The sequence below is a fragment of the Micromonospora sp. NBC_00362 genome (genome assembly GCF_026342155.1).
GTDB lineage: Bacteria > Actinomycetota > Actinomycetes > Mycobacteriales > Micromonosporaceae > Micromonospora > Micromonospora hortensis.
The window spans coordinates 510,654-525,045 of sequence record NZ_JAPENH010000001.1 but is presented as its reverse complement, the minus strand read 5'-3'; the positions used below and the strand labels follow the sequence as shown (position 1 = coordinate 525,045).

General features: G+C 67.7%; 8 protein-coding genes. 2 read left to right on the top strand and 6 right to left on the bottom strand.

All coding sequences use genetic code 11. The features are described from left to right. Positions 1-47 precede the first annotated feature (47 nt). Together OG992_RS02280 and OG992_RS33895 are read left to right on the top strand one after the other, a co-directional pair. Positions 48-248, top strand: a complete 201-nt coding sequence (locus OG992_RS02280) for a DUF4926 domain-containing protein (RefSeq protein WP_266302178.1) — start codon at positions 48-50, stop codon at positions 246-248. 3 nt (positions 249-251) lie between these two features. Beyond that, a complete protein-coding gene (locus tag OG992_RS33895; RefSeq protein ID WP_353962151.1) occupies positions 252-890 on the top strand; it encodes a DUF6308 family protein in 639 nt (212 codons plus the stop codon). A gap of 489 nt (positions 891-1,379) precedes the next feature. Here the strand turns inward: OG992_RS33895 and OG992_RS02275 are convergent, their stop codons facing one another. The 6 genes from OG992_RS02275 to OG992_RS02250 all read right to left on the bottom strand — a co-directional run bounded on the left by OG992_RS02275 (position 1,380) and on the right by OG992_RS02250 (position 14,163). Continuing rightward, entirely contained in the window at positions 1,380-2,963 is a 1,584-nt protein-coding gene (locus OG992_RS02275; protein WP_266302177.1) for a DEAD/DEAH box helicase, read from the bottom strand. Positions 2,964-3,274: 311 nt separating this feature from the next. Next, positions 3,275-3,526 carry a hypothetical protein gene (locus tag OG992_RS02270; RefSeq protein WP_266302176.1) on the bottom strand — a complete coding sequence of 84 codons (252 nt, stop codon included), beginning with the start codon at positions 3,524-3,526 and terminating at the stop codon, positions 3,275-3,277. After that, entirely contained in the window at positions 3,523-3,831 is a 309-nt protein-coding gene (locus tag OG992_RS02265) for a DivIVA domain-containing protein (RefSeq protein WP_266302175.1), read from the bottom strand. Before OG992_RS02265 ends, OG992_RS02270 begins: the two co-directional genes overlap by 4 nt. A 398-nt stretch (positions 3,832-4,229) precedes the next feature. After that, positions 4,230-5,504 carry a serine/threonine-protein kinase gene (locus OG992_RS02260; protein WP_266302174.1) on the bottom strand — a complete coding sequence of 425 codons (1,275 nt, stop codon included), beginning with the start codon at positions 5,502-5,504 and terminating at the stop codon, positions 4,230-4,232. 50 nt (positions 5,505-5,554) lie between these two features. Continuing rightward, the gene (locus OG992_RS02255) at positions 5,555-7,738 is read right to left on the bottom strand and encodes a UvrD-helicase domain-containing protein (protein ID WP_266302173.1); all 2,184 of its coding nucleotides are present in this window, start codon (positions 7,736-7,738) and stop codon (positions 5,555-5,557) included. Next, positions 7,735-14,163 carry a DEAD/DEAH box helicase gene (locus OG992_RS02250; protein WP_266302172.1) on the bottom strand — a complete coding sequence of 2,143 codons (6,429 nt, stop codon included), beginning with the start codon at positions 14,161-14,163 and terminating at the stop codon, positions 7,735-7,737. The genes OG992_RS02255 and OG992_RS02250 overlap by 4 nt, the downstream gene beginning before the upstream one ends. Positions 14,164-14,392 lie beyond the last annotated feature (229 nt).

The window sequence follows — 14,392 nt, the reverse complement described above, 5'->3', positions numbered from 1 at the left end:
TGCCGCCGACCGCACGATCACCAGTTCCCGCCAGGAAGGATGACGCGTTGAAGCTGTATGACGTGGTCGAGCTCCGAGAGCCCCGGCCGAGTGAACAACTGTCTGCGGGCGCGGTAGGAAGCGTCGTTGACGTCTTCGACGGCTCCCCGCCTATGTACGAAGTCGAGTTTGCCGACACCGATGGCCGCACCGTCGCCATGGTCACGCTCCGGGCCGATCAGGTGGTGCAGCGCGATGGCCACCTTTGATGAGTGGCAGACGGCGTACGACGTCGTCTACCGTGCGCTGCCAGCGGCGTCAGATCTTGCCTGCCCGAACTGCGGGCAGCGGACCCTACGGATCGTCTTCACGGCACGGCCCGCAGCCAATGCCGGGTACGTCTCGCTCTGGTGCGACACCTGCTCAGCCGCTACTACGACCCGACGGGCAACTTCGCCGGGGCGACCTACAGGACCGTTTTACCGAACGAGCCGGGGCAGATCACGGCTGCCGACCTGTTCGCTGTGACATTGCTCAGCGTCCGGCTGCGCCCAGCCGCCGCCCGCCGTCTACTTGATGATGAGCACCATCGCAACCAGTACAGCGCCGCTCGGCGGCCGTACCAAGAGGCGCCGACCTGGCAGAGGAGGGCGGAAGCAGAGTCGACATTCGAGACTCGCCCTACGGGCTCTCGACGTCGCGCTTTGGACGCACGCCATCAAGCTGGACGCTTCGTAGGCCCCGAATTCCGTCTCCTCAACATCCAGGGCTCGTGTCGCAATTCCGCCGACGATCCACCGTCACCTTCACGGAGTCAGTTGGTCATCTCCGCTGGGGGGACGCGGGGTCATTGTCGCTTGTACCCTCCACTTTCCAGATCCCATATGGCAGAAGACGCTCAGCTTCCTTGAGGAACAGGCTCCGCTCAGCAGGCGCTTTGAAGCGGAGGGTCGCCCTTCCACCGCTGAGGCGCCAAGAGTTGGCGGTCGTACCTCCCCACGAGATCTGCGGGTGCCGTCCCTGATAGCAATGCTGTGCCAGTGCACGGAGTACATGCAGGACGACCAAATCGCCCGTCTGCAGGGTGATGCTGTACTTGCAGGCAGCGTAGTCGGCGGCAGGCATTGCGAGGTCCTTTCCCTACTGAGGGTCGAAAACAGACGGCAGGAAGGGGCGCTGCTCGGCGATAGTGAGCAGCTGAGACTTGTCCATCGCCTTGCGCACGCCAGCCCTGATTTGCTCTTGGATGTCGCAATTCTCCTAGAAGAGCTGTCGGTGAAGGCGAACCGCTGCACGGGGTGGACCTCCTGAGTACTAGTCCAGGGGCACCGACGACATTACCGGCTGCCTTCGAGCCGCAGCCGACCATGCGTCGCCGATGCGGCGTCAGCCGACGACGGTCAGAGCCGGGAGCCGGCGGGCTGGGTCGCCAGCCTGCCCCAGAGGTGCCAGGCGAGCAGGTCCGCGCCAGCGGCTGACCTGTCGAACCATTCGGTCTCTTGGGCGACATCGCTGACCTGCTCAAGAAAGCCTTCGTGAGCACCGGCCTCCGGATCCTCGGCTGTGCCTTTGACGTACAGGATGACGAATGTAGCCGCGCGCCGGTCTACCTTGGGGCGGATGACCCGACCCATGCGCTGAATCATCTGGCGCTTACTTCGGCTGCCGGCCATCATGACGCCGACGTCCGCCTGCGGGACGTCGATTCCCTCGTCCAGGATTTTCGGAGCGCTCAACACCTGTATCTGCCCGTCCTTGAACGCCGCCAAGCGCTGCTTGCGTGTCAGGGAATCCATGCCGCTGGTGAGTTCCATCGCCCGCACACCGTTCGCCCGCAGGATGCCCGCCGCGCGCACCGCGCTGCTCTTGGTCTCGCCGAACACCAACCCGCGCTCCGCCGTGGCCAACACCGGCACCAACATGGCGAGTGCTTCGTGCTTGTTCCGACAGTCGGCCAGCACCTGACGACGTTTGCTGAAGGCATCCAGGTAGCCTCGTGCGTCCCAGGCCGCACGCGAGTTGCCGCTGCCGCCTTCACGAAGATGGTTGACGGACGCCATGAACTCACCAAACGGCTCCGCCGGGCAGCCGTGGTCGAGGATCAGGCGGCGCCGGAACGTCCGCACCCGCCTGTCGTGCTCGTCATGGGCCTCCTGCTCGTCGGTGCTGAAGTCAACTTTCACGAAGGCGATACGGAACGGCGCCAGGATCTCGTCGGCAAGGCCGCGGTCGTAGGTGCAGCCCGCCACCACGTCGCCGAAGTACGGCGTGAGGTGCTCGGACAACCCGTTGTCATCACGCTCGTACGTCGCGGTCAAGCCGAGCCGAGCGCCGAAAGCCGGCTCGAGAGCCTGGGCGAAGTACCGCGCCCCATACCGGTGTACCTCGTCGGCGACCAGCAGGCCCGGCATACCCGGCGGCAGCATCTCGTACTTCGCTGCGGAGTTGACGATGGCGATCACGACCGAGTGATCGGTGAGTTCGTCGGCATGGCCGTCCCCCTGCCGACCCACGCGGGCACCCTGGAGACTGCTCCGTAAGACCTCGTACCACTGGTCTAGCAATTCACGCCCGGGGACGAGCACCAGCACCCTCTCGCCGGCATCCAGCGCCGCCGCGGCCGCCAGTACCCCCACGGTGGTCTTGCCGGTGCCGGTGACAGCCTCCACCACGCCTCGGCGGCCATTGCTCACCCACGCATCGAACGCCTCGGTCTGCCAGGATCGCGGATCCTTGCCGACGTAACACCTGGGTAGTGCCCGCGGTGCCGGAGAAGGAATTGCTGCCCCGCTCCGTACCGCTGCCGCAGTCAGTCGCCAACGTGGTGGCGTGGCGTCGTCATGATCGAAGGTCGCCGGCCTGGCGTACAGCGTCCGGTTGACATCCGTCGTGGTCAGCTCAGCCCGTCCGAGGCGATGCAGCCCGGCGAGCAGTTGCCGCTTGTTCTGACCTGGCGTCACCGCGAGCAACTGCCACAGCTCCACCCACAACCGTCCCGGCTGCATCCGTTCCCTCTCCCGTCGGACAACCCACCACTCGTCTCGCTTGCCGCGATCACGTTGGGCCCGCCCGTTACGGTGCGACCGTCAGTCGAGCAACACAATCAGGCAAAGGCTGCCCACCGGCTGGCCGTACGCCTGACATTCATTCCACTAAGGACTAGGTGACGCCGATGACGACATGTTTTGCGTCGATAGGCCAACCAGCGGCGTCGATTCCGGCAGTTGTCCATAATCAGACACCGTTTCGCATTCCTCGGGTCGGGTGCTCGGCCCCTCGACTCCCAAGCGGTTCTTCACCTCCATAGCCGCCGGGCGCAGGCGCCGTCGTGGCCGTCGCCGAGCAGGCAGCGCCGGCCGCCGGGCAGCCGCAGATCGCAGAAGACCCGGTACCGGACGAGCTGATGGTCCTCCTCGGAGACGGTGGTCTCGCCCGGGTCGGCCATCGGCAGCACCAGCATCGGGCGGCCGATGACCCGGGCGAGGCGCTGCGCGGCGGGCAGGTCAGTGGCAACGACGGGCAGGTGGATGATGTACCGCTGACTCATCGGCTCTGGTCCCGCTCGTTGCGGGCGCGGGCCTGATCGGTCTGCCAGCGACGCAGCCCGGCCTTGATCCGGGCCGTCTCGCGACGGCTCTCGGCGAGGGCGGCGTAGACGGCGACCATGTCGACGGCGACCCGGTCGAGGAAGGCGTACACGTCGTCGCGGTTCAGACCGCGACGCCCGAGCCGGGTCGGCGCGAAGCGGCGCTCACGCACCTGCCACGGCAGCAGACTTGTGTACGCGGCGGAGCGGTAGGCAGCGCCACCGCCGGCTGGGGTTGGTCGCTGGTTGCGAGCCTCCATGTCCATCCACCTTCCTGATCGTGGACAGGGGGGGGCCGGCTCGCTCATCCGGTGCGGCAGACACACCCCGCCCTGACAGCGCAGCTTCTCTCAGCGGTACGGCATCACGGCTGCTCAGCGAGGGTTGTTCGGGGAAGCACGGCGGCCGTTCGGGGGGACCGGCCGGCCGCCGTGCTGGTATCAGCCTGCGATGGGTGGCAGCCGAGACGCAATGTCTCGGGCAGTGATTTCACCGGTCTGCACTGACTTTCTTTGCTGCAATTCAGGTGAGTTGCAGGAGCGGGTGATTCCGTGTTGCGGGGTGGAACGATAGAGCGCGGGGATACCCGAAGGCTTGGACCGATCGTGAGCTGTAGCGGTTGGCGGAAGGCTGCCAGGACGGGGCGGAGACTGCTCCGGGTGAGTTAGCAGATTGAGAGCGGACCGGTGGCGTCGGCGGATTCGCCCATCTCAAGCTGGCAGGCCATCACCTGGTGTCGGCACTCCTCGACAAGATCCTGCTCCTCGTCCGACTGATCGAGGTCCCGGGCCAGCGCCGCGAACGCGTGACGGGCCTGCCGGAAGTCACCTGCGAGCATCAAGAGGTTCGCGAGATCCACTCGTAGCGCCACGATCTCGGCAGTGATCCCCTCGCCACCTTGCGGCACCTTGCGGAGGGCCCGCTCCAACGTCTCGGCTGCCTGCACGAAACGCTCGTTCTCGGCGAGTTCCCTCGCCTGCGCCCGCAACTCCACCAGGTTCTGCGGGGATCTTTGCGGCGGAACCGGTACGGGGGCGGTGTGCGGTGCGGTGCTGGAGAGCGTGTTGTCCGTTCGGGCGGCCAATAGCCCCGGAGAGTCGCCGTCGTCGAGGAAAGGCATCAGGAGCTGACGAACCTCACCGGCCGATGCTGGTCTTTCCGCTGGGTCCTTGGCCAGCAGGCAGTAGATGAGGTGCGCCAGGTCATCGGGAACGTCCGATCGGTACTCGGTGATGATGGGAATGGGTGCATCGATATGACGGCGCATCATGTCCGGGGCGTTTGCCGCCTCATACGGAGGGTTCCCGCCAAGCATCTCGAAGAGGATGCAGCCCAAGGCGTACAGATCGGCAGCAGGCCCGACAGGGCCACCCTGGGCCTGCTCGGGTGCGATGTAGGCGGGGGTCCCGAGCGTCCGCCCGGTTACGGTGAGTCGGGATGCTTCGGCCGGGCCGAGCAGTGCCGCCACACCGAAATCGAGCACCTTGACCACCCCCGCCGGGGTGATCATGAGGTTCTGGGGCTTCAGGTCGCGATGTACCAGGGAGGCGGCGTGGGCGGCCACGAGCACCGAACAGACCTGGGCGGCAATGGACGCCGCCTCGCTGACAGGCAGTCGTTCCTGCTCGGCGATGTGGTCGGCAAGGACGATTCCCGGCACGAGCTGCATGACGAGGAAGAGATCTTCACCGTGTATGCCCAGGTCGTGCACGGCCGGCACACCGGGGTGGTCAAGTCTGGCTGTCGCTCTCGCCTCCCGCCGGAAGCGCTTGCCCGCCGTCTCACGCTCGTCCTCCGGCACCTCCAACTGCCGGAGAAACTTGATCGCCACCGGCCGGTCAAGTCGCTCGTCGAAGCCGGCCCAGACCTGACCCATTCCTCCGCGACCGACCGGATACGTCAACTCGTACCGGTCACCGACACGATCCCCCGCTTGCACCTACAGCCTCCCACGCATCGCACGCCGACCCGCCTGAGCAGGAGCGGCAATCAGGCTAGCTGTCGCTGTACGAGCCGCCCGGTCAGGAACGGACTGGGCGTGCCGTGCCAGAACACCGCAAGCTCGTCGCGGGAACGGGTGGCGGCGACGAAGAGCAACGACCGGTCGCGCTGGCGTTCACGCTGGTAGCGCTTCGGGTCAGAGTCCCGGTATCTGCTGATCATCTGCCGAGGCACCAGGCCGTCGCTGACCCCAGCGATGATCATGCGCTGGTACTCGAGGCCCTTGAACCGGTGCATCGTGCCGATGTGCACGCCGTCAGGGCGCTTCGGGCCGTCCGGGCCGATCTCCACCACTTCCAGGCCATCAGCCTCCAGTCGGCTGATGACGTCCGCCGCCAGGTCCTTGGTCGGTACGCAGATGGCAACCGAACCGTCCGTCGGACTGCCCCAACTGTGCAACTGCTCGACGATCAGGTCCCGCTCCTGCGCCCACGTCCCGGCACCGCGAAAGACCGGGCGGCCGCCACGCAGCAGCGATCGGTAGCCGGCCAGATCCTCCTCACCGCCGTCGAGGTCGTCGTACACCTCCCCGGTCATGATCTGCAAGGCGTCGGCGAGGATCTGCCGTGTGGTCCGGTAGCTCAGGGTGAGCCGGGACGACCGACCGCGAATGTTGACGCCGAGGCTGCTCAAGGTGACGTGGTTGTCGTAGATGCGCTGGTGGGTGTCGCCGGTGAGGAACATGTCGTCCGGGCCTGGCGCGACCATGGCACGCAGCATCTTCCAGTGGGCGGCGCTGAGATCCTGTGCCTCGTCGACCACCACGTGGCGGTAGCGCGGCCGGTAGAACCCGCCGGACGACTCGCCGGCGACGCCGGTGTTCTGGGCCGTACGGTCCATCTCGATGCGGGCAGCCCGTTGTGCCACCTGGCGCCAGGTCCAGACGCCGCGGTTCTCCAGCCAGGTGGTGAAGCGCTCGGTCAGTTGCCAGATCTGGTCCCGCTCGATCCGCGAGAGGCTGCGGCCGCGATTGGGACGGCGGGCCTTGAAGTAGTCCGTCCGCGAGTTGAGCACCTGACCGAGGATCACCTGGGTCCACTCAGCGGCGAGGAACTCCGCCTCCCAGGCGGTCTCGCCGGTCTCGATGAGGAACTCGTCCCACAGCTCAAGGACTCGACTGTCGTCCACCACCCGGCGGCTGCCACCTGCCTTGGCTTCGGCCACCACCCTGCTGGCCAACCGGTCGATGTTGACAATGTCGACGCGCGACACCAGCTCCTGCCCGCCCAACGCCATGAGCCGGGTCCGCAGGTCGGCCGCCAGATTCCGGTTGAAGGTGGTGAGCAGGATCGGCTTGTCCGCTCCGTCTGGCAACTGCCGGGCGAGGTGCGCCACGCGGTGCAGGGCGACGATCGTCTTGCCGGTGCCTGGGCCACCACCGACCCGTGCCGGGCCGTTGTAGCGGCGCTCGACCAGCTTGCGCTGAGTGGGGTGCAGGAAGATCTGCCACCGCTCGAAGGCTTCACCGAGCATCGCCTGCAACGCCTCGTCGTCGGAGGTCACCTGCGTGGCTGGCCGTTCCACTGCCGCCTCGAAGTCCTCGGGGTCGACCGGCTCGTCGGCGCGGACCGGGTCCGTGACCTGTTGCAGCACATCGTCGTAAGGGGTGCCGTCGAAGAGCGCGAAGAGCACGTCGGTGGTGAGCTGCGGCGCCCTGTCCAGCAGTTCCAGCAGCTCGGCCTCAGTGGTCAGTTCCCGGATCTGTGGGAGCAGCGGCTCGGATACGCCGAGCTCCAACAGCTGGGCGTCGGTGTAGGTGTCGAAGAGCGGTTTCTGCGCGGGCTCCGGTTCCACATCCGGCGGCACCACCCGACCGATGATGCTGTCACCAACGGGCGCCATGTCGATGACCTCGATGCCGCCGGTGATCCGGTTGATGCGGTACGCGTACCGGGATAGGTCGTCGTACACCTCACCGCGGTGCTTGACCGCGACGAGCAGGTAGTCGCGCTCGGAGATGTGCAGCAGCAGCGCGCGATAGTCCTTGTTGACCCGGGCGGACATCAGCCGGGAGTCGCTGTTGAGCGCCTTCAGGTTGAGCCCCGGGTTCTCCGGGTTGTGCCGGAACTTGTGCATGAACTCGTAGACCGCTCCGATGTCGGCGCGGGTGAGCTTCATGACCTCCTTGTCGGCGCGGTCCAGCATCCGCAGGGTTGTTGCTTCGGTGCTCATCGACGTTCTCCCCCGCTTGTCGCCTTGATCTCTGCCGCCAACTCGTCAGCCGACCATTCCCGAGCGGTGCGGGCGTGCCAGCCGGCTTCCGCGTACGCCCGGTCGCGATCTTCCGTCTCCGGGTCGTCGGACGGACCGGTGAGCACGATGGCGATTCGCCGGTCGGGCCAGGCCAACTCAGCCTGCCAGCCCTGGTCGCCCAGCTCGTAGCCGACGACCGGTGCGGGCAGGTCCTGCCGCGCGAGCTGCTGGACCAGCTGATCCAGGGTGTTCTCGGCCGGGTCCAGGTACCGCAGAACTTCCCGCCACGGCGACTCCGTGTCGAGCGTTTCGGGATCGGCGGCCGCCGGCTGTGTCGCGACGCCAAGCCACGTTGCCGTCTCCTCGTCAAGCGGCAACGCGCGTTGAGCCAGCACGAACCCGGTGCCCTCGGTGACCGCCATCGAGGCCGGCTCGAACGCTTCAAGTGTGGACACGGTGAGCTGACCTGCATCGCCGCCACCATTGCCGAGGAACTGGATGACGTTGCCCCACGCCAGCCAGGCGGCCCAGCGTTCCTTGTGCCCCTCGCCCGCAACAGCGGCCGGCAGGTCGTCGACGACCGCGAGAGCCGACATCGTCGGCAACGGCCTGCTGCGCGCGTCGAGAACGACCGTCACCGGGCAGCCTGCGTTGTCCTGAGATAGGGCGACCATGATGTGCCCTGCGGTGGAGGCGGGCAGGGATCCTCCACGCAGAGCGGCGGTCAACCTTTCCGCGACGCCAGCGGAGTCGGTGGCGCTCTTGTCTCGGGCCTGTTTGAGCATGCCCCACAGGGCGGCTTCCGCCCGCCGCTGCCAACCGGTGAGGTCAGGATCGGCAAGGAAGCGCATGAGCTGGTCGATCGGGTTGACCCAGATCGTCTCCTCAAGTTCTATGGGATCCGCGCCGGGAACCATGCCGCGGAACTTGTCCCTGGCGGTCTGCTTGCTCAGTCCGCCGTACGGCATCCACCGCCCCTGCCCCTCCGCGCTCCCCCAGGTCTTGACGTCGTCCCAGGTGGCCGCGAAGACCAGGTAGCCGTGGGCGCGCAGTCGGGCCCGCTTCTCGGCGTCGTCCGCGAGCCGGTTGTACTGAGATGAGGCGTGGTACTTGAACCCGTCCAGATAGACCGCCACCTCCGGTGAGGGGGCGTCGAGGCGCTTGAAGTGGACGTCAGGGCGGGTGCCTCGAACGGTGTTCTGCAGCTTCATCTGCCAGTGGGTGACGCTCTGGCCGTTGTCGCGGACGAACCGAAGGTCGGCGATGCGGGCGCCGTCATGATCGGTGCGCGGTTCGATCCGCAGGCCCGAGTTGGGTGTCTCGCCAAGCGCCAGCAACTTGGTGAGGAAACGCATCTCCAACTCGCTCTCCACCTGGTGGATCAGCGAGATCTCGTCCGTGCGGGTGCCCTCCTGGACGTCCCAGGTGTCGAGGAGCTTGCCCAGCATGCCCAACGCCTCGTCGCGGCTCATCAGGGCGAAGTGCTCGTTACGCGCGTGACGTAGGAGACAGCGGTGACACACCGCTTTGCCTTCGTTTCGACAGATGCAGTCGGCGATTCGCTGCCGCGCAAGTTCCAGAACCGCGCGGAACTCCTCCGGCTTGGCGAGGCGGTGCAGATAGCCGGTTCCCTGCGGCTGAGTGTCGTAGACGACCACGAAGTTCCGCGTTCCGTCGCTCTGCCCGTCCGGCATGGTTGCCGACACAGCCTGAAGGTGCGCCGGGTCGCCCCCGTACTGTGCGGCGATGCCGAGACGGATAGCGGCGGCGAACGACGCGATGCGCTCCTGCACCACTGCCGTCGCGGCCGGGATCAGGATGCGCAGCGCCTCGGTTTCCAGCTCGTGGGCGAGGATCAGATCGACGTGGGCGTCCGCAGCGGCGGGCGAGCGCCGGTACGGGCACCAGGGCCGGTGGTGCTCGGCGCCCTTCACGACGGTCGATCCGGAGGCCTCCGCGGCGAGTTGTTGACTCACCGCGGGGACGCCGTCAACAGTGGTCCCGCCGCATGCGGTGCAGGTGTGGAACCGATTGATCCGCACCTCTTCACCCGCGAAGAGTTCAGCCGCCCGGTCGTAGCGCTGCGCTCCAAGGTTGAAGTGCCGGATCATCGCGTGCCGGCTGTAGTCGACACCGAACGTGTCATGAGCGTGCCGCCAGGACGAATCGACCTTCGCCGGGTCCACGTCGACGGCGACAGCGGTGGCGTAGAACCGCCGGTCCCGGTCATCGCTGTCGTCGCGGATGCGGGCGTCGTCGCGCTTGTCGCGGCTGAGCACCCGGGTCGGTTGGAGCACCTGGAACAGTCGTCCGTGATCGGCGATGCCCGGGTCGGCGCATCGCGGGCAGGCGCTGGTGTCCTCCTTGGCAAGGTGTGTGCGGACGTAGCCGCACTGCGCGCAGATCCGCCACTGCTCGTACGCCGGCCGGTCCGCCGGACCGACGTCCAGCCCGGAGATCTCGTGTTTGTAGCCCCGCACGTAGTAGCTGTTGCCGGGTGCGATCTCGACCAACGCCTGCCGGGCGGGGCGCGCGTACTCCCGGAGTTCGCTGTGGAACCGACGGTCGCCGTCGGTCTTGTCCTCCCAGGTCAGGGTGGCTTCCAGGTCGGTCCGGCTGTCGATGAGCGCATAGTTGGGCAGCAGACCGAACTCGACCAGGGTGCCGTGGGCGGCAGCCGCGCTGACCTCTCGCAGGCGGCGGCGGACCGCACCCTCCTCGGCCTTCAACATCTTGATCTCGCGGGCGTGGTCCGGGTCACTGGGCACCAGCGTTCCCCGGGCGGTGGCAAGCTCCTGCATCCGTCGACGCAGGTCGGCCAACCGGAATTCCCAGACCTCGTCGGCCTCCTTGACCCGGTGGACGATGCCGTCCACCGCGAACTCGCGCAGCTGGTCGGCGGCGGCCCGCAGGACCTTGTCGCCGAAGAGGACCAGGAAGTCCTCCACCAGCCGGCTACCGTCTCGACGACCAGCCTCGGCGAGGCCCGTCAGCCAACCCGTCGGGCCGAACAGCACGTGCGCCCGCCGTGGCATCGGCAGCACTCCGGCCAGACGGCCGCGGGCGGCCAGGTCGATCAGGTGGGCGAGGTACTGGCGGCGCAGGATCTCCACGGCGGAGAGAAAGCAGCCGGGCGGGACGATCTGACCGGCGATCATGTCACGAGGATCGGTGAGGTAGTAGCGATCCCGCTCGGATCGCCCAACCAGGGTCAGCACGAGCGCGTTGCCGCTCTTGCGGCCGGCGCGGCCCGCCCGCTGGACGTAGTTGGCCGGACCGTGCGGGAGCGAGGCGAGCACCACGGCGGAGAGGGCGCCGATGTCGATGCCCATCTCCAGTGTCGGCGTGCAGGACAGCACGTTCGGGTCGGTGTAGCGCTCGCCTTCGCGGAACTGCTTCTCCACCGTCTCCCGCTGTGCACGGGTGAGCATGCCGGTGTGTTCGCCGGTGACCACCCGGAACACCGGGCTGTCCAGGTAGAGCCGCCGGTAGTAGTCGTCGGCTGCGGTGTCGTCGTGGGCGGCCTGGAGTTGGCCGCGGCAGCGGTACTGCCGGCACGGCTGGCCGATCCAGTCGGCCACCCGGTCGGGGTGCTCGGTCTGCTGCCAGTGGCAGGTGTCGCAGCCGACTCCGGCGGTCACGGCGGAAGCGTCGTCGAGTCGGGTCACCCGCAGGTGGCCGGGCATCAGCCCGTACACAGTGTTGCCGTCCTCGGTGTCGCCAACGGCGACCACGCCTTCTGCGGCGAGGGCCGGCAGCAGCTGGCTGAGGAAGCCGGCAGCGTCACCGGAGTCGAGGCCAAGGCAGCGCGACGTCCAGTCCTGATACCAGTTGCCGCGCGCGGTGATCACGTCGAACTCCGAGCGGGACTTCGGCGTCGCGAGCAGGAAAGCGGGCGCGGACAGGCCCTTCGGGAACGCGGGCATCCCTGCCGGCCGGCCGCCCCAGATCTGCCACCGGGTGCCGCCGCGCTTCAGGTACGGCACCAGCCACTCGTGGAACACCGCACCCCGGGTCCGGAGCCGTTCCAGCAGACCGCGGAGGAAGGCGAGGTATCGGGCGTCGTCCGGCGCCATTCCGGCCAGGTGACCGGGGCCGGTGAGGTGGACGTCCCGGCATATCGCGGCGGCCCGCGCCGGATCGTCGAGGGCCACCTCGACGGAGACGCTACGGGTCAGCTCCAGGGTGCGGCCCTGCCGGGAGCGCAGCCCGGTCTCCATAACGGTGGCAAAGACAAGCCGCTCGCTGATCAGCTCCCAGGTTTCCCGGCTACCGCTGTGCTCACCGGCGAGCAGGCTGTCGACGCCGGGCTGATCGTGCAGGTCCGGCGGCACGACCGTGGAGAGGATCTCCGGTTGCGCCGCCGCCTCTATCATCCTGGCGAAAAGGTCGTCGAGCCCGATCGACTCCCCGGCCTCAAGCCGGCTGGCGAGCAGGGAGCGCAGCGAGAACGAGTAGGACCGGTTCGCGACGAAACCGGCCCGGTGCGCGGCATCCTGCACCGAGTCGTTGAAGAGCAGCGTCTTCTTCTCGGCCTCGTCAAGCTCGCCACCGGTGAAAAGCTGCGTGATCGCCACCGAGGCGAGGGTGGCCAGGCCGGCACCGAGGAAGCGGATCCCGTGGTCCAGTTCGCAGGACGGGCACCGGTCCTTCTCGGCTCCGTCGATGTCGAGCACGTCACCGAGTACGACGATCGCGTCGTCCGTGGGCTTGCGATCGCGCTGCTCGTCGAAGGGGCGCACTCGACGCCCGTACTCCAAGACCAGCAGGCCACGGGAGCGCTGACGTACCTCGTCGTCGGTCGCGGCGATCAGCGCGCGGACCCGGCGCTTGTCCCGACCGACGCTGGCGCGGTAGATCTTGTCCGGGTCGGTCTCCAGCTCCTGCGGGTCCTTCTCCGGCGACAATGCCATCCAGCCGGAGCGGCCGCAGTGCCGGCAGTAGATGGCCGGTAACCGTGGGTAGCGGTTGTCGGCGACGACCACGTCGGCGTCGGTGGCGTACGGGTCCAGCTCGCGCGGCGCTTCGCCGTACCAGCCGAAGGCGGCCTCGCGGGAGGTGCCGCGCAGCATTCGGGAGACGGCGCGTACCCACAGGTGGGTTTCGATGTTGAGCAGCGGGCGGCCGGGAGCCTCCGGGTTCTGCGCCACGGAGAGCAGGCCGACGAACCGGGCGAGAGCCTTCGCCGTGATCTCGGGCGGGGTCTTCATCACGCTGCCCCAGCCGGTGGCGTTCTTGCGGGGCAGCACGTCGATGATCTCGTCGAGGGTGCACGGCCGTGTCTGAAGCGAGTCGAGCACCGCCTTCGTCAAGGGATGCTGACGGAGCAGGCCACCGAGGCGTGCCGGGTCATTGAGGCAGCGCTCGCCGAGGACAAGCTCGGCGACCTTGGCCATCATCTCCTCGGGGTCGCGGTCGTCGACGGCCGCGAGCTGCTCCGGGGTGGGCAGTGGCAGGCTGAAGTCCTGGCTGGCGATGAACTCGCCGGCCTCGTAGCGGTCCTCCCCCACCAGCGACCCGGCGTCGAAGGCGACGCCGAAGACCTGCTCGGCGACCTCGCGGATCGCGGTACGACCGTCCCGCCCGCCGCCCTCACCGAGCGTGGCGGAGGTGGCCACGGGACAGATCGGCCCGAGCGGCCGCTCCGGCTCGTCGAGGTCGAGCGCGGCGGCGAGCCGGCGCAGCAGCATCGCCACGTCCGTGCCCTGCGCGCCGTCGTAGGTGTGGAACTCGTCCAGCACCACGTACGCCGGCTCGGCACCCTCCCACAGCGGCAGGTCGTCGGCGCGCTGAAGCAACAGGTCCAACATCTTGTAGTTGGTGATCAGGATGTCCGGTGGCGTGCGGCGCATCTCCGACCGCTTGGTGAAGACATGCGGGTACTCGATGGCCGCGACATCACCGATGTAGAGACCGGCGGTGACCTGGCTGAGCGCCGGGTCGGAGAGCAACTCGTTGATGCGAGACGTCTGGTCGGTCGCGAGGGCGTTCATCGGGTAGAGCAGGATCGCCTTGACGCCGGCCCTCCCCTGCTGTTTCTGCCGCCGGCAGTGGTCGAGCACCGGGATCAGGAACGACTCCGTCTTACCCGAGCCGGTGCCGGTGGTGATCAGGGTCGGCTCGGCAGCCTTGCCCTTCGTCGACAACCGGGCGAACGCGTTCGCCTGGTGCAGGTAAGGGGTGAAGTCGGCGGGCGCCCAATCCAGATTCGCCCGCCAGTCGCCCTCCGCCGGGCGGAAAGGGGTGCGGATCCGCAGGTACGGGCCGCGGAAGATGCCCTGCTCCGGGTGGGAGAGAAAGCCCTCCAGACCCTGGCGTACGCCGTCCTCGGTCAAGCCGAAGGTGGTGGTCAGGTACTGGGTGAGGGTTCGACGCAGGGTGTCGGCGGCGATGGTCGGCCTCATGAGCGGATCACCGCCGCATGCTACTTCACCCCTTACCGGGGTTGACCTGCCCGACAGCCCGATCAGCGGGCAAGTCGGATTCGCGACAAACACGTTCCAGGGCGGGCGCCGAGAAACACGCTCTCACCACGGCTTACATCCGGCTATGCAGCCCTACCACTCTCACGGGCGGCGATGAATAGGTATACGGCTCTCTGTGATCCGCCTTATTATCGCGTGCCGGAACGGC

Excerpts from the sequence above, each read along its gene's own strand:
- OG992_RS02265 (WP_266302175.1), bottom strand. The coding sequence starts at position 3,831 with ATGGACATGGAGGCTCGCAACCAGCGACCAACCCCAGCCGGCGGTGGC.
- OG992_RS02270 (WP_266302176.1), bottom strand. The coding sequence starts at position 3,526 with ATGAGTCAGCGGTACATCATCCACCTGCCCGTCGTTGCCACTGACCTG.
- OG992_RS02255 (WP_266302173.1), bottom strand. The coding sequence starts at position 7,738 with ATGAGCACCGAAGCAACAACCCTGCGGATGCTGGACCGCGCCGACAAG.
- OG992_RS02250 (WP_266302172.1), bottom strand. The coding sequence starts at position 14,163 with ATGAGGCCGACCATCGCCGCCGACACCCTGCGTCGAACCCTCACCCAG.